This is a genomic window from Pseudomonas sp. DR208, from assembly GCF_019823005.1.
GTDB lineage: Bacteria > Pseudomonadota > Gammaproteobacteria > Pseudomonadales > Pseudomonadaceae > Aquipseudomonas > Aquipseudomonas extremorientalis.
Genome location: NZ_CP081944.1, coordinates 2,675,825 through 2,698,290, shown reverse-complemented (window position 1 = coordinate 2,698,290; position 22,466 = coordinate 2,675,825). Strand labels below are relative to the sequence as shown.

Below are 22,466 nucleotides of genomic sequence, written 5' to 3'. Positions count from 1 at the left end.
CCCCGGTCTTTTCAGGCCGGGGGCTTTTGAGTCAAACCGACATCAGAACTTCTTGATGTCAGCCTTGGTTTCCAACTGCTTGCGGTAGGCCGCGAAGTCCTGCTGACCGACACGGGAGGCGAGGAAGCGGCGGTATTGCGCCTTTTCTTCGTCCGTTGGCGCAGCGGCCTCGTTGACGCCGTTCAGGCGCACGATGACCAGGCTACCATCCGCCAGGGTCACGGTGGTGAAGGTCGGCTTGTCCTTGGCCGCAGGCTTGGGCATGCGGAACAGGGCTTGCAGCACGGCAGGGTCGATCGCTTCCTGGCTACGGGTTGCGGCTTCAGTGACCTTCCAGGCCTGGCCGTCGACCGGCTGGTTCAGCGGGGTCTTGCCATCACGCAGGCTGGCGATCAGCTCGTCAGCGTGAGTCTTGGCAGCCGCGCTGGCGCGTTCCTTGGCCATCTGGGTGCGGATCGCCGCTGCAACGCTTTCCAGCGGCAGTTGCGAAGGCTTCAGGTGCTCTTTGGCACGCAGCACGATGATGGTTTCCGGGTCCAGCTCGATAGCACTGCTGTTGGCACCCTCATCCAGCACTTCCGGGCTGAACGCAGCGGTGACCACGGCACGGTTGGCCGCAACACCTTCGCCTCCTTCACGGCCAAACGGCGCGGAGGTGTGTACAGTCAGTTTCAGGTCGGACGCCGGCTGGGCCAGATCGGAGGCTTCGAATGCCGCATCTTCCAATTGCTTGGTCGCTTCGACATAACGCTGCTCGACCTGCTGGGTCTTGAGCTCTTTGGTCAGCTTGTCTTTCAGGCTGGCAAAGGTCGGCACTTGCGGTGCTTCAACGCCGAGCAGCTTGATCAGGTGCCAACCGAAGCTGCTGCGCACCGGCGCCGAGACCTGGTCCTTGTTCAACGCGTACAAGGCGGTTTCGAAGTCCGGGTCGTAGACACCAGGCCCGGCAAAGCCCAGGTCACCGCCGTTGCTGGCCGAACCTGGATCCTGGGAGAACTCCTTGGCCAGGGCTTCGAACTTCTCACCCTTGGCCAGGCGTGCCTGGATTTCTTCGATCTTGGCCTTGGCTTGCGCGTCGGTGGTCTTGTCGTTGACTTCAATCAGAATGTGCGCGGCACGACGCTGCTCAGCGAGGTTGGCGATTTCTTTCTGATAGGCAGCCTGCAACTCATCGTCCTTCACGGTGACCTGGTCGAAGAAGGAAGACTTCTTCAGTTCCAGATAGTCGATGACCACTTGATCAGGGGTCATGAACTCTTTGGCGTGCTGGTCGTAGTAAGCCTTGACCTCGTCGTCGGTGAGTTTCACCGCGGCAGGGTTGGCCTTGATGTTGACGGTGGCGAAATCGCGGGTCTGCTTTTCCAGGCGGGCGAATGCCAGGACTTCCGCGTCGGTCACAAAACCGCTGCCGGCGATGCCTGCGCGAACCTGGCCGATCAGCATTTCCTGGGTCAGCATCTGACGGAACTGCATACGGGTGTAGCCCAGTTGGCGAATGACCTGGTCAAAGCGGTCAGGACTGAACTTGCCGTCCACCTGGAATTCCGGCGTCTGCAGGATCACCTGGTCCAGTGCAGCTTCGGAGAAGCCAAACTTGGAGTCGGCGGCGCCTTGCAGCAGCAGCTTGCGATCGATCAGGCCCTTGAGTGCCGCGTCGCGCAGGAGTTTTTCGTCCAGCAGCGAAGCATCGAAATCCTTGCCCAGCTGTTGCATCAGCTGGCGGCGTTGCATGTCGACGGCCTGGCTCAGTTCGGTCTGGGTGATTTCTTCACCGTTGACCTTGGCCACGTCCTGCTTGTTGTTACCCGAAGCCTGGAAAATGGCCTCGATACCGGTGAACGCCATCAACGCGACGATGATCCCGATAATGGTCTTGGCAATCCAGCCTTGTGAATTGTCCCTGATATTTTGCAGCATGCGTCCCCCAGAAACGGTTGAACTTCAAGAATAGGCAACCGTGGAGCGTGGGTAGAGTACGGATATAAGAAAGGCGCATCCAAGGATGCGCCTTCTCGCAACTGGCGGAGCGGACGGGGGTTTTCGTTCCCCCCGGCTTGGCGACCCGATGAATACCTGGGTCTGCTGGCCGCTCCGCTGCCAGGTCGAACCTGCGTCCGACCCGGGTAGGTAAAGGCTTGGTCGAAGCTTAGTTAACGGCTTCTTTCAGGGCTTTACCGGCTTTGAAACCTGGTTTCTTGGCAGCAGCGATTTGCAGTGCTTTGCCAGTCTGTGGGTTACGGCCAGTGCGAGCTGGGCGGTCAGTCACAGAGAAAGTACCGAAGCCTACCAGTACCACGGAGTCGCCGGCCTTCAGAGCGCCAGTGACGGATTCGATTACTGCATCCAGCGCACGGCCAGCAGCAGCTTTCGGGATATCAGCGGATGCAGCGATAGCATCAATCAGTTCCGACTTGTTCACTCTAAGTCCCCTTATATATCTATTGAGTATGATTCTAAGTTTTTTGGTGAAAGCAAAAACCAGTGCTGAATGGCCTACAGACACTTAAGAGCCGCTTTATAACAAGGGCTCTAAAAAGCTGTCAAGGAAGCCCCCGGGCTTTAACACATTAATGCGTGCTAATTCTTTCCTTGGAATCAGACTCGCGTTTTTCGTCCTTAGCAACTATCTCCGGAGCCACATCCGGCAAGGGCTCCGGCGCGTATTGCAGCGCAATTTGCAGGACCTCGTCAATCCATTTAACCGGTTTAATCTGAAGATCCTGCTTGATATTGTCAGGAATTTCCTTCAAGTCGCGAACATTCTCTTCAGGAATGATCACGGTCTTGATACCGCCCCGGTGTGCAGCCAGCAATTTCTCTTTCAGACCACCGATAGCCAATACCTGGCCACGCAGGGTGATTTCACCGGTCATGGCGACATCGGCGCGTACCGGAATGCCGGTCAATGCCGAAACCAGGGCCGTGCACATGCCTACGCCAGCGCTAGGACCGTCCTTGGGGGTCGCCCCTTCCGGCATATGGATATGCGTGTCGTGCTTCTCGTGGAAGTCCAGGGGGATCCCCAGGCTCCTGGCGCGGCTGCGCACCACGGTCTGCGCGGCAGTGATGGACTCGACCATCACGTCACCGAGCGATCCGGTCTTGATCAACTGGCCTTTGCCTGGAATCACTGCGGCTTCGATGGTCAGCAACTCGCCGCCCACCTGGGTCCACGCCAGTCCAGTCACCTGGCCGACCTGATCCTGTTGCTCGGCCAGGCCGTAGCGGAATTTGCGCACGCCCAGGAAGTGCTCCAGGGAGTCGGCCGTGACCTTCACCGAGAAGCGTTTTTCCAGCGCGTGCTCTTTGACCGCCTTGCGGCAGATCTTCGCAATCTGGCGCTCAAGGCCCCGTACACCGGCCTCGCGGGTGTAGTAGCGCACGATGTCGCGGATCGCCTCGACCTCGAATTCGATCTCGCCTTTCTTCAAGCCATTGGCCGACGTCTGCTTGGGCGCGAGGTATTTGACGGCGATGTTGATCTTTTCGTCTTCGGTGTAACCCGGCAGACGAATCACCTCCATCCGGTCCAGCAACGCTGGCGGGATGTTCATGGAGTTGGAGGTGCACAGGAACATCACATCGGAGAGGTCGTAGTCGACTTCCAGGTAATGGTCGTTGAAATTGTGGTTCTGCTCGGGGTCAAGCACTTCCAGCAACGCCGATGCCGGATCGCCACGCATGTCGCTACCCATTTTGTCGATTTCATCGAGCAGGAACAGCGGGTTGCGCACACCCACCTTTGTCATCTTTTGAATCAATCTTCCTGGCATCGAACCGATGTACGTGCGGCGATGACCACGGATTTCCGCTTCATCCCGTACACCACCAAGGGCCATGCGCACGAACTTACGGTTGGTAGCGTTGGCAATCGACTCGGCCAGGGAGGTTTTACCCACACCCGGCGGACCAACCAGGCACAACACCGGGCCACGGATTTTCTTCACGCGTTTTTGCACAGCGAGGTATTCGAGGATGCGTTCCTTGACTTCTTCCAGGCCATAGTGATCGGCGTCGAGAATGTCTTCGGCACGAGCGAGGTCCAGGCGTACCTTGGTCTGAGCCTTCCACGGCACCTGCACCAGCCAGTCGATGTAGGACCGCACCACGGTGGCTTCGGCCGACATCGGCGACATCTGCTTGAGCTTGTTCAGCTCGGCGGTGGCTTTGGTCAGGGCGTCTTTCGGCAGGCCGGCGGCATCGATGCGCTTTTTCAGCTCTTCGATTTCGTTGTGGCCTTCCTCGCTGTCGCCGAGTTCCTTCTGAATGGCCTTCATCTGCTCATTCAAGTAGTACTCGCGCTGACTGCGCTCCATTTGCTTCTTCACGCGACCACGAATGCGCTTCTCAACCTGCAACAGGTCGATTTCGGCATCCAGCAGTGCCAATACATGTTCTACACGTGCCGGCAAGTCGATGATTTCGAGGATGTCCTGCTTCTGCTCGATCTTCAGCGCCATGTGCGCGGCCATGGTGTCGACCAGGCGGCTCGGCTCATCGATGCTGTTGAGGGAGGACAGGACTTCAGCCGGGACCTTCTTGCCCAACTGCACATACTGCTCGAACTGCGAGAGCAGGCTGCGTACAAACACTTCGGACTCGCGCTCAGGGGCCTCGACTTCGTCGATCAGCGCCACTTCGGCGCGCAGGTGGCCGTCCACTTCCATGAAGCGTTCCACCGCACCACGCTGCTCGCCTTCCACCAGCACCTTGACGGTGCCATCGGGTAGCTTGAGCAGTTGCAGCACGGTGGCAATGGTACCGACGCGATACAGGGCATCTTCGCCTGGATCATCATCGGCAGGATTTCTCTGGGCCAACAGCAGGATCTGCTTGTCGCCCGTCATCGCGGCCTCGAGGGCTTCGATAGACTTCTCGCGCCCCACGAACAGCGGGATAACCATGTGCGGATAGACGACGACATCACGCAACGGCAGGAGAGGCAATTCGATGGTTGTCTTCATGATTTCGCCTCTATGACAATTGAAAAGTAAGCTTGAAACCAAGATGGGGTCTGCATGCAAAAAAAACAAGCTTATTGCCAGCAGTTAACGCAGTAAACGCTCCGGCGTAAAAACGCCGTAAAAACAAAGGGGCCCCTGGAGGCCCCTTGCTTATACAAACACTGCGAAACGCTTACGCGTCTGGCGCAGCCTTGGCAGTCGGCTCACTGTTTTCGTAGATATACAGTGGCTTGGACTTGCCTTCTATAACGCTTTCATCGATCACCACTTTACTCACCTCGGACTGCGAGGGGATTTCGTACATGGTGTCGAGCAACACGCCTTCGAGAATCGAACGCAGGCCACGTGCACCGGTCTTGCGCTCCAGTGCCCGCTTGGCCACTGATTTGAGTGCGTCGGTACGGAACTCGAGGTCTACACCTTCCATCTCGAACAACTTGGCGTATTGCTTGGTCAGGGCGTTCTTCGGCTCGGTGAGGATCTGAATCAAAGCCGCCTCATCCAACTCGTCCAACGTGGCCAGGACCGGCAGACGACCAACGAATTCAGGGATCAGACCGAACTTGACCAGATCGTCAGGTTCGACTTCACGCAGGGACTCGCCCACCTTCTTGCCTTCTTCCTTGCTGCGCACTTCTGCACTGAAGCCAATGCCACCACGGGTGGAACGCTGCTGGATCACTTTTTCCAGGCCGGAGAACGCACCGCCACAGATGAACAGGATGTTGCGTGTATCAACCTGAAGGAATTCCTGCTGCGGGTGCTTGCGGCCGCCTTGTGGCGGTACGGAAGCGACCGTGCCTTCGATCAGTTTCAACAGTGCCTGCTGCACGCCTTCACCGGAAACGTCCCGGGTAATCGACGGGTTGTCCGACTTGCGCGAGATCTTGTCGATTTCGTCGATGTAGACAATACCCATCTGGGCCTTCTCTACGTCGTAGTCGCACTTCTGCAGCAGTTTCTGAATGATGTTCTCGACATCTTCACCCACGTAGCCAGCCTCGGTAAGGGTGGTGGCGTCGGCGATGGTGAACGGAACGTTCAGCAGGCGAGCGAGGGTTTCTGCAAGCAGGGTTTTACCCGAGCCTGTAGGACCGATCAGCAAGATATTGCTCTTGCCGAGTTCAACTTCGTCGCCTTTCTTGTCACGCTGGTTCAAGCGCTTGTAGTGGTTGTATACCGCTACGGCCAGAACCTTCTTTGCACGCTCTTGACCAATCACATACTGGTCAAGGATGCCGCTGATTTCTTTAGGCGAAGGCAATTTATGCGCGCTGCTCTCGGCCTGGGCTTCCTGCACCTCCTCACGGATGATGTCATTGCACAGGTCGACGCATTCGTCGCAGATAAACACCGAGGGGCCGGCAATCAATTTGCGTACTTCATGCTGGCTTTTGCCACAGAAGGAGCAATAGAGCAGCTTGCCGTTGTCCTCGCCGTTGCGGGTGTCAGTCATTCGTTCGATCCAAATCCGATAGGCTTGCAACACAAGATGAAGGCTTATGCGGGCTTTTTCAAGCCCGCCAGTGGTCGGACATGCCGACCAGCCCTATTTTGAGCGGCTTATATTAAGCGGGGCGCTTTTCGATCACTGCGTCGATCAGGCCATATGCCTGCGCCGCTTCGGCACTCATGAAGTTGTCGCGGTTGGTATCGCGCTCGATTTCTTCCAGGGTGCGCCCGCTGTGCTTGGCCATCAGCGTGTTGAGGCGCTCGCGGATAAACAGAATTTCCTTGGCGTGGATTTCGATGTCCGACGCCTGGCCCTGGAAACCGCCCAGTGGCTGGTGAATCATCACGCGCGAGTTGGGCAGGCAGAAGCGCTTGCCCTCGGCACCGGCAGTCAGCAGGAACGCGCCCATGCTGCAGGCCTGGCCGATGCAGGTGGTCGACACGTTCGGCTTGATGAACTGCATGGTGTCGTAGATCGACATGCCCGCCGTTACCGAACCGCCTGGGGAGTTGATGTAGAGATGGATGTCCTTGTCCGGGTTTTCCGCTTCAAGGAACAGCAGCTGCGCACAGATCAGGTTGGCCATGTAGTCCTCTACGGGGCCCACCAGAAAGATCACTCGCTCCTTGAGCAGGCGCGAGTAGATGTCGTAGGCGCGTTCGCCACGAGCGGACTGCTCGACAACCATCGGGACCAGGCCGCCAGCGGCCTGGATATCAGAGTTCTGCTGAATATAGGAATTACGGAACATGCTCTGCAGTTACTCCCAAATAGTCATGTCTTGAAAACGCATAAGCCAGCGCGAGGCTGGCTTATGGTTGAATTTCCAACGAGTTGGACAATCAGTCGGCTTGTGCTGCTTCCGCCGGTTTGACTGCTTCTTCGTAAGAGACCGCTTTATCGGTCACCTTAGCCTTCTGCAGAACAGTATCCACAACTTGTTCTTCCAGCACAACCGAACGCACTTCGTTCAGTTGCTGATCGTTCTTGTAGTACCAAGCCACGACCTGCTCAGGCTCCTGGTAGGCCGAAGCCATTTCCTGGATCATTTCGCGAACGCGGTCTTCGTCCGGCTTGAGGTCGAACTGCTTGACCACTTCAGCCACGATCAGGCCCAGCACGACGCGACGCTTGGCTTGCTCTTCGAACAGCTCGGCCGGCAGCTGGTCAGGCTTGATGTTGCCACCAAACTGCTGAACAGCTTGAACGCGCAGGCGATCCACTTCGTTGGACAGCAGGGCCTTGGGCACTTCGATCGGGTTGGCAGCCAGCAGACCGTCCATGACCTGGTTCTTGACCTTGGACTTGATGGCCTGGCGCAGCTCGCGCTCCATGTTCTTGCGAACTTCGGCGCGGAAACCTTCGATACCGGTTTCCTTGATACCGAATTGCGCGAAGAATTCTTCGTTCAGCTCTGGCAGCTTAGGCTCGGAAACGCTGTTGACGGTCACGGTGAACTCGGCGGCTTTGCCAGCCAGGTCCAGGTTCTGGTAGTCAGCAGGGAAGGTCAGGTTCAGAACGCGTTCTTCGCCGGCTTTGGCGCCAACCAGGCCGTCTTCGAAACCCGGGATCATGCGGTTGGAACCCAGCACCAGCTGAGTGCCCTTGGCGGAGCCGCCAGCGAACACTTCGCCGTCAACCTTGCCAACGAAATCGATGTTCAGCTGGTCTTCGTTCTGGGCAGCACGCTCAGCCACTTCGAAACGGGTGTTCTGCTTGCGCAGGATTTCCAGCATGTTGTCCAGGTCCGAGTCAGCCACTTCGGCGCTCAGGCGCTCGATGGCGATACCGTCGAAACCGGCCACTTCAAACTCAGGGAACACTTCGAATACGGCAACGTATTCCAGGTCCTTGCCTGCTTCCAGGGACTTAGGCTCGATCGACGGCGAACCCGCCGGGTTCAGCTTGTGTTCAACGACCGCTTCGTAGAAAGAAGCCTGGATCACGTCGCCCACAGCTTCCTGGCGCGCATCGGCACCAAAACGGCGCTTGATTTCGCTCATTGGCACTTTGCCTGGACGGAAACCAGCGATCTTGGCCTTCTGGGCAGTCTGCTGCAGACGCTTGTTGACCGCAGTCTCGAGACGCTCAGCCGGCACGGTGATGCTCAGGCGACGCTCGATAGCAGTAGTATTTTCAACAGAAACTTGCATGGATATTCCTCGTTGCACAGACGTTAGCCGGCCATTTCCGACCCCAATCAAGGGCATGCATTCTAGTGGGTCAAACTCAAGAAGTCACCCTACTGCAAATACGCCCGAAAACAGCCGGCAATTTATCGGTACGAAGGCACTGATGCACCTCGCCCCGGTGACAAATACAGCCCATCACGCCAGGGCTCTGCGCCGCCCCTTCTATATATAGAAGAAGTCGTCATCCATCTCCCTGACGGCCAACCCTTCAAACAGGGCTGACAGGCAGCGCAGCATCATCGAGATACATAAATACGACGAAACGCCCTGCCGTTGCGGCCCACTACGTGCTGCCGCCGAATAGTCGAACCGCTGAAACCAAAAAAGGCGCCAGACTGTTAAATCTGGCGCCTTTCGAATATGGGGTGGACGAAGGGGATCGAACCCTCGACAACGGGAGTCACAATCCCGTGCTCTACCAACTGAGCTACGCCCACCATATTGCGTTAACAAAGAAACCAAACCACTTCTTTGTCTAGCCCTACCCCGTTTCTCAACAAGGCCAGGCTTTATTTGGTGCGGATGAAGAGACTCGAACTCTTACGCCTCGCGGCGCTGGAACCTAAATCCAGTGTGTCTACCAATTCCACCACATCCGCGCTTGAAGCTCTTAAAGCAAAGGCGCCAGACGATTAATCTGGCGCCTTTCAAAATATGGGGTGGACGAAGGGGATCGAACCCTCGACAACGGGAGTCACAATCCCGTGCTCTACCAACTGAGCTACGCCCACCATCTGACGCTACTTGTGCCAAAGCTGCCTAATGGCGCACCCGGCAGGACTCGAACCTGCGACCATCCGCTTAGAAGGCGGATGCTCTATCCAGCTGAGCTACGGGCGCCTTATTAATCTGTACTCTTGGAGGATTACAAACTAAGTGCTTCCAGCCTTGCAGAACAACACGCTATTCTGCTCGACCTTCTTAACCAGTGCTAGGCTGTGCCCGACAAGTGCGACGAATAGTATAGACGCCCTCGAAACCCGTCAAATCTTTTTTGAAAAAAATTCATTTTATTTAAGGGGTTAGGGCAATTTGCAGACCAAGCGCCTTTGCCCTCACGCCTTGGCATGCGAGAATGCGCGCACTTTTCTTCCCCCTCTCGATGGTTAATCACGCGTAATGACTGCACAACTTATCGACGGCAAATCAATCGCCGCCAGCCTGCGCCAGCAGATCGCCAAACGAGTCACCGAGCGCAGCCAGCAAGGCCTGCGCACGCCTGGCCTCGCGGTGATCCTGGTCGGCAGCGATCCTGCCTCTCAGGTTTATGTCTCGCACAAGCGTAAAGACTGTGAAGAGGTCGGCTTTATTTCCAAGGCCTACGACTTGCCTTCCGAGACCACCCAGCAGGCCCTTACCGACCTGATCGACGGCCTCAACGACGACCCGAAGATCGATGGCATCCTGCTTCAACTGCCATTGCCCGAGCACCTGGACGCCTCCAAATTGCTGGAGCGCATTCGTCCGGACAAAGACGTCGACGGTTTCCACCCTTATAACGTCGGCCGCCTGGCCCAGCGTATCCCGCTGCTGCGCCCGTGCACGCCGAAGGGCATCATGACCCTGCTGGAAAGCACCGGTGTCGACCTGTACGGCCTCGACGCCGTGGTTGTTGGCGCGTCCAACATCGTCGGTCGTCCGATGGCCATGGAACTGCTGCTGGCCGGCTGCACCGTGACCGTTACCCACCGCTTCACCAAGGACCTCGCCGGCCACGTCGGCCGCGCCGACCTGGTGGTGGTTGCCGCCGGCAAGCCGGGCCTGGTCAAGGGTGAGTGGATCAAGGAAGGCGCCATCGTCATCGACGTGGGCATCAACCGCCAGGAAGACGGCAAGCTGGTCGGCGACGTGGTGTACGACACCGCCCTGCCCCGCGCCGGCTGGATCACCCCGGTACCCGGCGGTGTCGGCCCGATGACGCGCGCCTGCCTGCTGGAAAACACCCTGTACGCCGCAGAGACCCTGCACGCTTAATAACCGGGTGTACTGAAAAAGCCCTGCCTTATCGCAGGGCTTTTTATTGCCCGTAATAAATCCTGTTTTTTCTTAGTTTTTAAGCACTTTCGTCTGGTTCCAGAAGAACATTCGACAGTTTCTGATCCATACTCCTAAAATGTAACGGCATTTATCCAAAAATCGTTCCCGAACGGTATTTCCTTACTTTTTAGCGAGTTCATCCGCGTGAAAATTCGTCTCTCTATCGTCAGCCTATTTTTTGCGTTTACAGGCACTTTCGCTCACGCCGCCGAAACCACCCAGGCCCCGCGTGATACCTCCAAACTGCAAATCGCCTCCGGCAGCGCCATGCTGGTGGACCTGCAGACCAACAAGGTCATCTATTCCAGCAACCCCGACGTGGTGGTGCCGATCGCCTCGGTGAGCAAGTTGATGACCGGCCTGGTGGTGCTGGAAGCCAAGCAGAACATGGATGAATACATCGATATCAACATCAAGGACACGCCGGAAATGAAAGGCGTGTTTTCCCGGGTGAAAATCGGCAGCGAGATGCCACGCAAAGAAATGCTGCTGATCGCCTTGATGTCCTCGGAGAACCGCGCCGCCGCCAGCCTGGCGCACCACTATCCAGGCGGTTACCCGGCGTTTATTGCCGCGATGAACGCCAAGGCCAAGGCGCTGGGCATGACCAGCACTCACTATGTGGAACCCACCGGCCTGTCGATCCACAACGTGTCCACCGCCCGTGACCTGAGCAAACTGCTCGCCGCCGCGCGTCACTACCCCTTGCTGAGCCAATTGAGCACCACCAAGGAAAAGACCGTGTCGTTCCGCAAGCCCAACTACACCCTGGGCTTCTCCAACACCGACCACCTGATCAACCGCGCCAATTGGGACATCAAGCTGACCAAGACCGGCTTCACCAACCAGGCCGGCCACTGCCTGGTGCTGGTGACCAGCATGGGCAACCGCCCGGTGTCATTGGTGATCCTGGACGCTTTCGGCAAATTCACCCACTTTGCCGATGCCAGCCGTATCCGCAAATGGGTTGAAACCGGCAAGAGCGGGTCGGTGCCGGATGTGGCGTTGCGCTACAAGGCCGACAAGAACCTGAAAAATCGGCCGAATGCTGCAGAAGCGCGTCGATAACCGACCATAAAAAACGGCGCTTGATAGCGCCGTTTTTTATTTGCGTTCCGCCAACACCTTCAGCGCCTGCGCCGCCGCCCGCTCCTGCCCGGCCTGGGCCGTTGCGTTAGCCGCATCCCGCCAGCGCTGCGCGTCGACATTGGCTGGCAACTGGCTCGGGCGCTGGGTGAGGATTGCCCAGTTTCCGGCGCTTTTCCATTTTGACTCGAAGTCGCCGAAGCTCATCAACAGGCGCCGATCCATGCCTGAGCGCAGCAGCACCGTGCTTTTCTGCTGATTGAACCCCACCACTACCACGTAGTGCGCGTCGGACCACAGCCCGCCACCAATCCGGGCCATCACCGGATAACCCGCCGCGACCTGTGCCAGCACCGCCGTCAGCTTCGCATCCAGCGGGTACACCATCAGCCCATACTCACGCGCCAGTACCTGCATGTTGCGCTCAAGGTCCGCTTCACCGCCCGGCAGATGCAATGGCTTATCCAGCAACCCCGGTGTCATGACAATGCCTTGTTGCGACAGCATGCTGGCTAACGATGTAGGACCGCTCTGATAAGCCTCGCTGCGAAAGGTCGGCACGCCATTGAGTTCGACTCGCTCCGGCAGGCCCGCCAGCCTCGACGGTGCGGAGGAACAGGCCGCGAGGCCCAGGGCACAAGCAATTAACAAGGATGTTTTCAGGTTCGACCGTAACCGCAATTTTCTACTCTCTTGATCGACTGCCGGTAAGGGCCCTGATCATAGCCCAATCGCGATTGTGCAGGGGGCGTGGATATAGCAAAGAAGTTGGTCGCACTCGACCATTGGTCAATAGCAGGCAACCGCCAGGTAGCTAGACTGTCCATTGAGAAGACTGTGTGTGCCCCCTGCGGGGCGAAAGGAGGCCCGAATGAGCCTTGCAACGACGATTTTCCTGTTGATCTGCGGTTGGCTGGCGGTAGCCGGCGCCATGCTGTGGGGGGTGTTGCGCATTACCCGCCGGCACCATCACCCCCACGTCAAACCGACGGCACCCGCCAAGCCTCACAAGGCCGCGGTGCATCACGCCTAGCCCGGCATGCAATTGAAGTCCTGAGTGGCCGCAACTTCCTTGCCGTGCCCGTCCATCAAGGACGCACGCACGGTAGTACCCAGGCTGGATTCGACCAGGGTGTAGTGCTCACCCGCCTTGAAATGCTTGTACTCGACACGCCCCTGGCAGTCTTGCTGATTATCGTCGCCGGGTTCTTCCTCGAACAGCGTCACATCCAGGCGATGATCGCCTGGTGGCACTTCAAAAAAGCGCCCGTCATCCACGCGCTTGCCATCTACCCGCTCGGCCATCAGGTCATTCGGCGCTTCTTCTTTCAGACCGATCCACGCTTCGCTCGGGTCAGCCTTGGGGATCGGGCCGGCACATGCCGACAACAACAGCACAGCACCAAGGGCAGGAATCAACAATAAAGGTTTGAGTGACATGGCAGGGCTCCAAAGAAAGACAATGTGTCCGATGGGTTGCAAGCTTGAGGAGCTGCCCTTTGTAGAACAAATGAATACATATGAAACGATCTTCAGCCCTAACCTAAATGTTCCTTCACCTGGCTGAAAGGTGCGTGTTAGGTGGGTCGCGTGAGACTGCCGGGGTTTGCAATCCTGCTCCTTCCGGAGGTTTCACGCATGCTCGGGCTGGTAAAGACCGCACTGCAAAAGCCATACACCTTTATCGTGTTGGCCATCTTCATCTGCATCATCGGGCCAATGGCGGCCCTGCGTACCCCTACTGATGTTTTCCCGGATATCGGCATCCCCGTGGTCGCCGTGGTCTGGCAGTACAACGGCCTGTCGCCGGACGCCATGGCCGGCCGGGTGATCTACACCTACGAACGCTCCCTGAGCACCACCGTCAACGACATCGAACATATCGAATCGCAATCGCTGCCCGGCATGGGCATCGTCAAGATCTTCTTCCAGCCCGGCGTGGATATCCGCACCGCCAATGCCCAAGTGACGGCGGTTTCACAAACCGTACTCAAGCAAATGCCACCGGGCATCACGCCGCCGCTGATCCTCAACTACAGCGCCTCCACGGTGCCGATCCTGCAAATGGCGTTCTCCAGCCCCAGCCTCTCGGAAGCCAAGATCCGCGACCTGGTGCAGAACAACATTCGCTTGCCGCTCAGTTCCCTGCCCGGCCTGGCCATGCCGACACCGATGGGTGGCAAGCAACGCCAGATCACCCTCGACCTCGACCCGCAGGCGCTGGCTGCCAAAGGCCTGTCGGCGCAGGACGTGGGTAACGCCCTGGCACTGCAGAACCAGATCATCCCGGTGGGCACCGCCAAACTCGGCCCCGACGAATACACGATCCTGCTCAACAACAGCCCCAAGGCCATCGATGAACTCAACGACCTGCCGATCAAGACCGTCGACGGTGCGCTGATCACGATTGGCCAGGTGGCGCACGTGCGTGACGGCTCGCCACCGCAGACCAATATTGTGCGCGTCGACGGCCACCGCGCCGTGCTGATGCCGGCGCTGAAAAACGGCAGCATTTCCACCCTGTCGATCATCGACGGCATCCGCCAGATGTTGCCGCGCATCAACGAAACCCTGCCGCCATCGCTGAAGACCTCGCTGCTCGGCGACGCATCGGTGTTCGTCAAGCAATCGGTGGGCAGCGTGGCCCAGGAAGGCATCATTGCCGCGCTGCTGACCAGTGCGATGATCCTGCTGTTCCTCGGCAGCTGGCGCTCGACGCTGATCATCGCCGCGTCAATTCCCTTGGCCGTGCTCTCGGCCATCGCGTTACTGGCGGCCAGCGGGCAAACCCTCAACGTGATGACGTTGGGTGGGCTGGCGCTGGCCGTGGGCATCCTGGTGGACGACGCCACGGTGACCATCGAAAACATCAACTGGCATCTGGAGCAAGGCAAGGCGGTGAAGACCGCGATCCTCGACGGTGCCGCGCAAATTGTCGGCCCAGCGTTCGTCTCGCTGCTGTGCATCTGCATCGTGTTCGTGCCGATGTTCCTGCTGCAAGGCATCGCCGGTTACCTGTTCCGGCCGATGGCCCTGGCGGTGATCTTTGCCATGGCCAGTTCGTTCATCCTCTCGCGGACGCTGGTGCCGACCCTGGCGATGTTCCTGCTCAAGCCACACACGCCGGAGCCAGGCGCTGGGCATCACCCGGAAGATGAATTCATCAACCACCACGAGGGTGAACAGCACCCGAAACCGCGCAATCGCGTGCTGCAATCGGTGCTGAATTTCCAGCAGGGCTTCGAGCGTCACTTCTCGAACATCCGCGACACCTACCACGGCTTGCTGACCTTGGCGCTGGGCAATCGCAAGCGTTTTATCGTCGGCTTCCTGGCCTGTGTGCTGGCGTCGTTCCTGCTGCTGCCGAGCCTGGGCCAGGATTTTTTCCCGGCTACCGACGCAGGCGCCCTGGCCCTGCACGTACGCTTGCCACTGGGCACGCGTATCGAAGAAAGCGCCGCGGCCTTCGACCGCATCGAAGCGCGGATCCGCGAAGTGATCCCCGCCGAAGAGTTGGACACCATCGTCGACAACATCGGCATTCCGCTCAGCGGCATCGACATGGCCTACAGCAGCAGCGGCACCATCGGTCCGCAGGATGGCGATATACAGGTCACCCTGAAAAAGGACCATGCGCCCACCGCCGATTACGTGAAAAAACTGCGTGAAGCCCTGCCGCAAAGTTTCCCCGGCAGCCACTTTGCGTTCCTGCCGGCGGACATCAGCAGCCAGATTCTCAACTTTGGCGCCCCGGCTCCGCTGGACGTGAAGATCTCCGGGCGCAGTGATGAAGAAAACCGCGCCTATGCAGTGGAGCTTGAGCGACGCCTGCGAAACGTACCGGGCATCGCCGACCTGCGTATCCAGCAATCCACCGGCTACCCGTCGCTGCAAGTGAACGTCGACCGCCTGCGCGCCAATGGCCTGGGTATCACCGAGCGCGACGTGACCAACAGCATGGTGGCGTCCCTCGCCGGCAGTTCCCAGGTGGCGCCGACCTTCTGGCTCAACCCGGCCAACGGTGTGTCCTACTCCATCGTCGCGGCCACCCCGCAATACCGCCTCGACAGCCTGCCCTCGCTGGAAGCCCTGCCGGTGACCGGTGCTAACGGCCAGTCGCAGATCCTCGGCGGTGTAGCCACCATCTCCCGCGTGCAGAGCCCGGCGGTGGTGACCCACTACAACATCGAGCCGACCCTGGACCTGTATGCCAACGTGCAAGGCCGCGACCTCGGCGGCGTGGCCCGTGACGTTCAGAAAGTGCTGGATGACACCGCCTCCATGCGCCCCAAAGGCGCGGTGATCAGCCTGCATGGGCAGATCGATGCACTGCATGAAGCGTTCAGCGGCTTGAGTTTTGGCCTGCTCGGTGCGGTGGTGCTGATCTACCTGCTGATCGTAGTCAACTTCCAATCATGGGTCGACCCGTTCGTGATCATCACCGCCTTGCCGGCGGCGCTGGCGGGGATCGTGTGGATGCTGTTCCTCAGCGGCACGTCCTTGTCGGTGCCGGCACTGACCGGCGCGATCCTGTGCATGGGCGTCGCCACCGCCAACTCGATCCTGGTGGTGAGTTTCTGCCGCGAACGCCTGGCCGAACATGGCGATGCATTGAAGGCGGCGCTGGAAGCCGGCTACACGCGTTTTCGCCCGGTGTGCATGACCGCCCTGGCGATGATCATCGGCATGTTGCCCCTGGCGATGTCCGAAGAACAGAACGCCCCGCTCGGCCGCGCGGTGATCGGTGGCCTGATCCTCGCCACCACCGCCACCCTGTTGTTTGTACCCGTGGTCTTCAGCCTGGTCCACGGTCGTCACCCTAATCGTGCTACAGCTGGAGAAACGTCTCATGTCGTCTGATCACAAACCCTCGCGCAAGCGTCTGATGCTCATGGGTGTCGGCGGCCTGACCCTGGCCGCCCTGTTGGTCGCCAACGGCCTGCACGCCCGTACCTTGCACGAACAGTCGGTCACGGCCTGGACCGAGACCGCCGCCATCCCGCAGGTGATGGTGTTCCAACCGCAGCAGAATGCGGCCGGCGATACCCTGCGCCTGCCCGCGCACCTGGAAGCCTGGAGCAAGGCACCGATCCATGCGCGGGTCAGCGGCTACCTCAAGGACTGGAAAGCCGACATCGGGACGCGGGTCGAAGCCGGGCAAATCCTTGCCGAGATCGACAGCCCCGACCTCGACCAACAACTGGCGCAGGCCCACGCACGCCTGGTGCAGGAACAGGCCAACGCACGCCTGGCCGCCACCACCGCCACGCGCTGGCAGAACTTGCTGGCGAGCCACTCGGTGTCGCGCCAGGAAGCCGATGAGAAAACTTCCAATGCCGCCGCCGCCAAAGCCAACGCCGAGGCCGCTGCTGCCGACTACGCCAGGCTGACCGCACTGGAAAGCTACAAGACTATCCGCGCGCCGTTCGCCGGCACCATCACCGCACGTAACACCGATATCGGCCAGTTGATCAAGGCCGACACCGACAGCGACCCGGAGCTGTTCAACATCGCCGACACCCACCAACTGCGCCTGTATGTACCGGTGCCGCAGAACTACGCCGCGGTCATCCACCCCGGCCTTGAAGCCGAGCTGACGGTACCCGAGCATCCTGGCGAGCACTTCAAGGCGCGCCTGATCGGCGACTCCACTGCCATCGACCGGCGCTCCGGCACCCTGCTCGCGCAGTTCGTGGCCGACAACCCCAACGGCGAGCTGCTGCCCGGCGATTACGCCGAAGCGACCCTGCCGATCCCGGCGGACACCCATGGCGTGAGCATCCCGGCCAGCGCGTTGATCTTCCGCGCCCAGGGCACGCAAGTGGCGGTGCTGGATGCGCAGAATCATGTGCACTTGCAAGACATCCATATCGGCCTCGACCTCGGTGAACGCCTGGTCATCGACCAGGGCCTGAAACCCGCCGACCGCGTGGTCGACAATCCGCCCGACGCCCTGCGCGAAGGCGACCCGGTGCAACTGGCCGACGCCGCTGGAGGTACGCATGCGCCCAAGGCTTAAGCCCCTCGTTGCACTGATGCTGCTGGCGTTACAGGGTTGCTCGATGGCGCCCACCTACAAGGTGCCGCCGATTGACCTGCCTGCGCACTACCGCGAACAGACCAGCGACGGTCCCTGGCACAGCGCGCAACCGTCCGACCAATTGGCGCCCGAATGGTGGAAGCTCTACCACGATCCGCGCCTGAACGACCTGCAACAGCAACTGCTCAAGGCCAACCCGGACCTGGCGGCGGCACTGGCGCACTTCGATGCGTCCCAGGCGTACGCCAGCCAACTGCATGCCGGGCTGTTCCCGCAGATCACCGCCAGCGCACAGCCGTTGCGCCAGCGCCAATCGGATTCACGGCCGCTACGCGGGACCACGCAGCCGTCGGTGTACAACAGCAATAGCGCAGGGTTTTCGTTGAGTTACGACCTGGACCTGTGGGGCAAAATCCGCAACCAGGTGGCGGCGGGTGACGCCCAGGCGCAAGCGTCGGGTGACGACCTGGCGGTGGCGCGCCTGAGCTTGCAGCATCAACTGGCGAGCCTGTATGTGCAGCTCAATGGGCTGGATGCACAGGCGCGGATTCTCAAGCGTTCGCTGGATGATTTCAGCCAGGCCCTGCAACTGACCCGCAGCCGGTATGAGGGCCAGATCGCCTCGGAGCTGGACCTGACGCGTGCACAGAACCAACTGGCCGAAGCCAAGGCGCAGCTGGATGAAGTCCGCGGGCAACGCAACCTGACCGAGCATGCCATCGGTGAACTGGTGGGCGTGGCGGCCAGCGAGTTCTCCGTGCCGCCGAGCCCGCAATTGATTGCACTGCCGGGCATTCCATCGCAGCTGCCAAGCCATCTCCTGCAACGTCGGCCGGATATTGCAGCGGCGGAACGGCGGGTGTTTGCCGCCAACGCCAACATCGGCGTAGCGAAGGCAGCGTGGTATCCGGATTTCAGCCTGACCGGGTTGATTGGCGGGCAGACGCAGGGCGTCGGCAACCTGCTGTCCGCCGGTAATCGCTACTGGGCGCTGGGGCCGCTGGTGAACCTGCCGATCTTTGACGGGGGCCGCCTGAGCGCCAACGAGCGCCAGGCCAAAGCCGAATTCGAAGAGGCATCGGCGCACTACCGCAGCCAGGTGTTGAAGGCCGTGCGCGAGGTGGAAGATAACCTGGGGCAATTGCGAGATCTGCAGCAGGAAGCCTTGGATGAGCAGGCAGCAGCGGATGCGGCGCAGCACACCCAGGCGCTGGCGATGAACAGCTACGAGGCGGGGGCCGTGAGTTATCTGGATGTGGTGACGGCGCAGACGGCAGCGTTACAGGCGCAGCGCACCTTGCAGGCGGTGCAGACGCGGCAGTTGCAGGCGAGTGTGGGGTTGGTGACAGCGCTTGGCGGTGGCTGGCAGCCGGGCGCCTGATACGGTGGGTCAGTCACATAACTGTCAACTGAACTACCGCAATCGGGGGCAAGCCCCCTCCCACACTTGTCCTGTGCCAGACACACAATGTATGAACGCCGCAGAACCAATGTGGGAGGGGGCTTACCCCTTCCACCCTGCTCCTGTGCCAGACACACAATGTATGAACGACGCAGAACCAATGTGGGAGGGGGCTTGTCCCCTTCCACCCTGCTCCTGTGCCAGACACACAATGTATGAACGCCGCAGAACCAATGTGGGAGGGGGCTTGCCCCCGATGGCGTTCTTCCAGACACATCCTGCCAAAGGCCGGCCAATCAGCCTTTTACACACCGATCTAGCCTCTCTGAACACACCTTGAGAGGGCCAGGGAATGGCAGATTTACCCGCTTCACATCGGCTGCGCATCGGACGCTTCAGCGAACCCAACCGCATCTACCTGATCACCACCAACACCCACGAACGCCTACCGATATTCAGAGACTTCCACCTCGGTCGACTGGTGGTCTGGCAGTTTCGCCTGGCTCAGTACCGAGGGCTCGCAAACTCGCTGGCGTGGGTGATCATGCCTGACCACTTTCATTGGCTTATTGAGTTGAAAAAAGGCTCGTTGGCGGACCTGATGCGGCAGGTAAAATCCAAGAGCACGCGGTCCGTCAACGGCCTAAGCGGACGCAAGGGAAGACTCTGGCAGGAAAGCTTCCACGACCGGGCACTGCGCAAGGAAGATGACCTGGTGAAAATGGCCAGGTATGTGGTGGCTAACCCATTGAGGGCAGGGTTGGTAGAGAAGATTGGCGACTACCCGCTGTGGGATGCAATCTGGATATAAAGCTGAACACACACTCATTGTGGGAGGGGGCTTGCTGAACTGGCCTAATGATTTTGGACACTTCAATCGGGCGCTATGATAGCGCCCAAATCTGAGGTGTTTGGATATGCGTAAATCTTATTCGAGTGAGTTCAAGCTCAAGGCTGCCAGCATGGTGCTGGATGAAGGTCAGCCGGTTACCGAGGTCTGTGCCAGCCTGGATATTGGTCCTACTGCTCTGCGCCGTTGGGTCGATCAAGTGCAAAAAGAACGCTTGGGCTCGACTCCGGTGGGAGCCAAGGCAATTACCGCTGATCAACGAGAGATCCAGAGACTCAAAGCCCTGCTCAGGGAGAAAGACCTGGACATTGAAATCTTAAAAAAGGCCAGTGCTCTCCTGCTTTTGGACGCCAAAGATCATTCACGCTGATCGATGAGCTGGACGAGCAGTACGGCGTTAAAAGGTGTTGCCGGGCGTTCGGGGTTAACCGCAGCAGCTTCTATGCCTGGCGCCAGCGCCAGGGCAGAGCAAATCCTGAGCGGGAAAAGCTCAAAGCCGCGCTGGTCAGGCACCACAAGGCGTCGAGAGAGTCGGCGGGCGCACGTACCTTGTCCAAGGAGCTGCAAGCCAAAGGACATCGTGTCGGACGTTACATGGCTCGCAATTTGATGCGCGAGGCTGGCATCGCTAGTCGTCAGCGCAGGCGCCATAAGTACAAGTCGCCGGGCGTGGAGGCCTTGGTGGCGCCGCATGTGCTCAAGCGGAAATTTGATGTGACGGCGGTTAATCAGGTGTGGTGTGGCGACGTAACGTACATCAAGGTCGGCAAGCGTTGGATGTACTTCGCCGCCGTTCTGGATCTGTACGCTCGCAGGATCGTAGGCTGGTCGTTCTCGATGATTTCGGATGCCAACCTGACCTGCGAGGCACTACGCATGGCAGTTGAGCTACGCGGCCATCCCGAGGATGTGTTGTTTCACTCTGACCAAGGTTGCCAGTACACCAGCCATAAATTCCGAAACGCGCTTGTGAAGCATGGGTTTAGGCAAAGTATGAGCCGTAAAGGCGAGTGCTGGGACAACGCCCCGATGGAGCGTTTCTTTGGTAGTTTGAAATCCGAGTGGGTTCCTGAAACGGGCTACAAACTGGAGCATGAGGCCCGGGCAGATGTGCAGCGCTATGTCTCGCGCTACAACATCAGCAGGCCTCACAGCTACAACGACTACCGGTCGCCGGTCGCGAAGGAAAGGTTGGCGGCATGAACCTTAATCGGTGTCCAAGATTACTTGACCAGTTCAGCTTGCCCCCGATAACGGCGGGTCAGTCAATGATGCGGTGACTGCCCGACTGCTATCGGGGGCAAGCCCCCTCCCACAAGGGTTCTACAGCGGTTCAGGGAGTGCGTTTCACGCCGCTTGGCTTTCCTTTTTCAAGCTGTCCATATCGATCACGAACCGATACTTCACATCGCCCTTGAGCATCCGCTCATACGCCTCGTTGATACCCTGGATGTCGATCATCTCGATGTCCGAGACAATCCCGTGCCTGGCGCAGAAGTCGAGCATGTCCTGGGTCTCCTGGATGCCGCCGATCAACGAACCGGCCAGGCTGCGGCGCTTGAAGATCAGGTTGAATACCGTGGGCGACGGATGCGGGCTGTCGGGCGCGCCGACCAGGGTCATGGTGCCGTCACGCTTGAGCAAGTTAAGGAACGCATCGAGATTGTGCGGCGCGGCAACCGTGTTGAGGATGAAGTCCAGGCTGTTGGCAACCTTGGCCATTTCGTCCGGGTTCTTCGACACCACCACCTGGTCGGCGCCCAGGCGCAGGCCGTCTTCGCGCTTGTTCGGTGAGGTGGTGAACAGCGTCACATGGGCGCCCATGGCATGGGCGATTTTCACTGCCATATGGCCCAGACCACCCAGGCCGACCACGCCGACTTTCTTGCCGGGGCCGACCTTCCAATGATGCAGCGGCGAATAGGTCGTGATGCCGGCGCACAGCAACGGCGCCACGGCAGCCAGGTTGGCGTCATCGTGGGAGATGCGCAGGACGAACTTTTCCTTGACCACGATACTGTCCGAGTAGCCGCCGAAGGTATTTTCACCGCCGAACACCGGGCCGTTGTAAGTGCCGGTAAAGCCGTTCTCGCAGTACTGCTCCTCGCCCTCGGTACAGGACGCGCAGTGCTGGCAACTGTCGACCATGCAGCCGACACCGGCCAGGTCACCCACCTTGAACTGCTGCACATTGGCGCCGACCGCCGTGACACGGCCGACGATTTCGTGGCCAGGCACGGAAGGGTAAAGGGTGTTGTTCCACTCGTTGCGCACGGTGTGCAGGTCGGAGTGGCAGACCCCGCAATAGAGAATGTCGATCTGCACGTCATCCGCCCCCGGCGCACGGCGCTCAAAGGTGTAGGGCTTGAGGGAATCCTTGGCGTTCTGGGCGGCGTAGCTGTAAGTCTTGGCCATTTCGTTCACCTGTGTGATCGGATGCTG

The 22,466-nt window shown here is 59.3% G+C and carries 18 protein-coding genes and 4 tRNA genes; 9 read left to right on the top strand and 13 right to left on the bottom strand.

The annotated features are described in order from the left end of the window. Positions 1 to 42: 42 nt before the first annotated feature. From K5K89_RS12220 to K5K89_RS12175, 10 genes are all read right to left on the bottom strand, one after another. A complete protein-coding gene (locus K5K89_RS12220) occupies positions 43 to 1,917 on the bottom strand; it encodes a SurA N-terminal domain-containing protein (protein ID WP_093124165.1) in 1,875 nt (624 codons plus the stop codon). Positions 1,918 to 2,146: 229 nt separating this feature from the next. Further along, entirely contained in the window at positions 2,147 to 2,419 is a 273-nt protein-coding gene (locus K5K89_RS12215; protein ID WP_003174819.1) for an HU family DNA-binding protein, read from the bottom strand. Positions 2,420 to 2,567: 148 nt separating this feature from the next. Then, positions 2,568 to 4,964 (bottom strand): endopeptidase La, encoded by a 2,397-nt coding sequence (gene lon / locus K5K89_RS12210; protein WP_071492029.1) that lies wholly within the window; start codon positions 4,962 to 4,964, stop codon positions 2,568 to 2,570. Positions 4,965 to 5,136: 172 nt separating this feature from the next. Then, a complete protein-coding gene (clpX, locus tag K5K89_RS12205; protein WP_003238279.1) occupies positions 5,137 to 6,420 on the bottom strand; it encodes an ATP-dependent Clp protease ATP-binding subunit ClpX in 1,284 nt (427 codons plus the stop codon). A 112-nt stretch (positions 6,421 to 6,532) separates the two neighbouring features. Beyond that, positions 6,533 to 7,168, bottom strand: a complete 636-nt coding sequence (clpP, locus tag K5K89_RS12200; RefSeq protein WP_222541493.1) for an ATP-dependent Clp endopeptidase proteolytic subunit ClpP — start codon at positions 7,166 to 7,168, stop codon at positions 6,533 to 6,535. A gap of 91 nt (positions 7,169 to 7,259) precedes the next feature. Beyond that, entirely contained in the window at positions 7,260 to 8,570 is a 1,311-nt protein-coding gene (gene tig / locus K5K89_RS12195) for a trigger factor (protein ID WP_071492031.1), read from the bottom strand. A gap of 400 nt (positions 8,571 to 8,970) precedes the next feature. Beyond that, a tRNA-His gene (locus K5K89_RS12190) sits at positions 8,971 to 9,046 on the bottom strand. Positions 9,047 to 9,123: 77 nt separating this feature from the next. After that, positions 9,124 to 9,208, bottom strand: a tRNA-Leu gene (locus tag K5K89_RS12185). 56 nt (positions 9,209 to 9,264) lie between these two features. Continuing rightward, positions 9,265 to 9,340, bottom strand: a tRNA-His gene (locus K5K89_RS12180). 32 nt (positions 9,341 to 9,372) lie between these two features. Further along, positions 9,373 to 9,449: transfer RNA gene (locus tag K5K89_RS12175), tRNA-Arg, on the bottom strand. Positions 9,450 to 9,728: 279 nt separating this feature from the next. On the opposite strand from K5K89_RS12175, the gene folD reads away from it, so the two are divergent. Together folD and pbpG are read left to right on the top strand one after the other, a co-directional pair. Then, the gene (folD, locus tag K5K89_RS12170) at positions 9,729 to 10,583 is read left to right on the top strand and encodes a bifunctional methylenetetrahydrofolate dehydrogenase/methenyltetrahydrofolate cyclohydrolase FolD (RefSeq protein WP_058426811.1); all 855 of its coding nucleotides are present in this window, start codon (positions 9,729 to 9,731) and stop codon (positions 10,581 to 10,583) included. A gap of 207 nt (positions 10,584 to 10,790) precedes the next feature. Continuing rightward, a complete protein-coding gene (gene pbpG / locus K5K89_RS12165; protein WP_222541492.1) occupies positions 10,791 to 11,714 on the top strand; it encodes a D-alanyl-D-alanine endopeptidase in 924 nt (307 codons plus the stop codon). Positions 11,715 to 11,750: 36 nt separating this feature from the next. Here the strand turns inward: pbpG and K5K89_RS12160 are convergent, their stop codons facing one another. After that, complete coding sequence (locus K5K89_RS12160) at positions 11,751 to 12,413, bottom strand: C39 family peptidase (RefSeq protein WP_092244761.1); 663 nt, start codon at positions 12,411 to 12,413, stop codon at positions 11,751 to 11,753. Between the two features lie 190 nt (positions 12,414 to 12,603). Here K5K89_RS12160 and K5K89_RS12155 point away from each other — a divergent pair, with 190 nt between their 5' ends. Then, complete coding sequence (locus K5K89_RS12155; RefSeq protein WP_165447913.1) at positions 12,604 to 12,765, top strand: hypothetical protein; 162 nt, start codon at positions 12,604 to 12,606, stop codon at positions 12,763 to 12,765. Here K5K89_RS12155 and K5K89_RS12150 read toward each other — a convergent pair. Then, complete coding sequence (locus K5K89_RS12150; RefSeq protein WP_058426814.1) at positions 12,762 to 13,172, bottom strand: hypothetical protein; 411 nt, start codon at positions 13,170 to 13,172, stop codon at positions 12,762 to 12,764. The genes K5K89_RS12155 and K5K89_RS12150 overlap by 4 nt on opposite strands. Before the next feature lie 198 nt (positions 13,173 to 13,370). Here K5K89_RS12150 and K5K89_RS12145 point away from each other — a divergent pair, with 198 nt between their 5' ends. The 6 genes from K5K89_RS12145 (at position 13,371) to K5K89_RS12125 (ending at position 21,227) form a co-directional block, all read left to right on the top strand. Beyond that, a complete protein-coding gene (locus K5K89_RS12145) occupies positions 13,371 to 16,592 on the top strand; it encodes an efflux RND transporter permease subunit (protein WP_058426815.1) in 3,222 nt (1,073 codons plus the stop codon). Beyond that, entirely contained in the window at positions 16,582 to 17,751 is a 1,170-nt protein-coding gene (locus tag K5K89_RS12140) for an efflux RND transporter periplasmic adaptor subunit (protein WP_222541491.1), read from the top strand. The genes K5K89_RS12145 and K5K89_RS12140 overlap by 11 nt, the downstream gene beginning before the upstream one ends. Continuing rightward, complete coding sequence (locus tag K5K89_RS12135) at positions 17,735 to 19,153, top strand: efflux transporter outer membrane subunit (RefSeq protein ID WP_222541490.1); 1,419 nt, start codon at positions 17,735 to 17,737, stop codon at positions 19,151 to 19,153. The genes K5K89_RS12140 and K5K89_RS12135 overlap by 17 nt, the downstream gene beginning before the upstream one ends. Before the next feature lie 373 nt (positions 19,154 to 19,526). After that, positions 19,527 to 19,985, top strand: coding sequence for an REP-associated tyrosine transposase (locus tag K5K89_RS12130; protein WP_222541489.1), 459 nt, complete (start codon positions 19,527 to 19,529; stop codon positions 19,983 to 19,985). Between the two features lie 106 nt (positions 19,986 to 20,091). Further along, positions 20,092 to 20,394, top strand: a complete 303-nt coding sequence (locus K5K89_RS28975; RefSeq protein ID WP_014717988.1) for a transposase — start codon at positions 20,092 to 20,094, stop codon at positions 20,392 to 20,394. Next, positions 20,391 to 21,227, top strand: coding sequence for an IS3 family transposase (locus K5K89_RS12125; protein ID WP_071489093.1), 837 nt, complete (start codon positions 20,391 to 20,393; stop codon positions 21,225 to 21,227). Before K5K89_RS28975 ends, K5K89_RS12125 begins: the two co-directional genes overlap by 4 nt. A gap of 144 nt (positions 21,228 to 21,371) precedes the next feature. On the opposite strand, the gene K5K89_RS12120 is transcribed toward K5K89_RS12125, so the two are convergent. Then, the gene (locus K5K89_RS12120; RefSeq protein WP_222541488.1) at positions 21,372 to 22,439 is read right to left on the bottom strand and encodes an NAD(P)-dependent alcohol dehydrogenase; all 1,068 of its coding nucleotides are present in this window, start codon (positions 22,437 to 22,439) and stop codon (positions 21,372 to 21,374) included. Positions 22,440 to 22,466 lie beyond the last annotated feature (27 nt).

Coding starts and splice junctions, on each gene's coding strand:
- K5K89_RS12135 (WP_222541490.1), top strand. CDS start 17,735: ATGCGCCCAAGGCTTAAGCCCCTCGTTGCACTGATGCTGCTGGCGTTA.
- K5K89_RS12150 (WP_058426814.1), bottom strand. CDS start 13,172: ATGTCACTCAAACCTTTATTGTTGATTCCTGCCCTTGGTGCTGTGCTG.
- lon (WP_071492029.1), bottom strand. CDS start 4,964: ATGAAGACAACCATCGAATTGCCTCTCCTGCCGTTGCGTGATGTCGTC.
- K5K89_RS12220 (WP_093124165.1), bottom strand. CDS start 1,917: ATGCTGCAAAATATCAGGGACAATTCACAAGGCTGGATTGCCAAGACC.
- K5K89_RS12155 (WP_165447913.1), top strand. CDS start 12,604: ATGAGCCTTGCAACGACGATTTTCCTGTTGATCTGCGGTTGGCTGGCG.
- clpX (WP_003238279.1), bottom strand. CDS start 6,420: ATGACTGACACCCGCAACGGCGAGGACAACGGCAAGCTGCTCTATTGC.
- clpP (WP_222541493.1), bottom strand. CDS start 7,168: ATGTTCCGTAATTCCTATATTCAGCAGAACTCTGATATCCAGGCCGCT.
- K5K89_RS28975 (WP_014717988.1), top strand. CDS start 20,092: ATGCGTAAATCTTATTCGAGTGAGTTCAAGCTCAAGGCTGCCAGCATG.
- K5K89_RS12120 (WP_222541488.1), bottom strand. CDS start 22,439: ATGGCCAAGACTTACAGCTACGCCGCCCAGAACGCCAAGGATTCCCTC.
- K5K89_RS12145 (WP_058426815.1), top strand. CDS start 13,371: ATGCTCGGGCTGGTAAAGACCGCACTGCAAAAGCCATACACCTTTATC.
- folD (WP_058426811.1), top strand. CDS start 9,729: ATGACTGCACAACTTATCGACGGCAAATCAATCGCCGCCAGCCTGCGC.
- tig (WP_071492031.1), bottom strand. CDS start 8,570: ATGCAAGTTTCTGTTGAAAATACTACTGCTATCGAGCGTCGCCTGAGC.
- K5K89_RS12130 (WP_222541489.1), top strand. CDS start 19,527: ATGGCAGATTTACCCGCTTCACATCGGCTGCGCATCGGACGCTTCAGC.
- K5K89_RS12140 (WP_222541491.1), top strand. CDS start 16,582: ATGTCGTCTGATCACAAACCCTCGCGCAAGCGTCTGATGCTCATGGGT.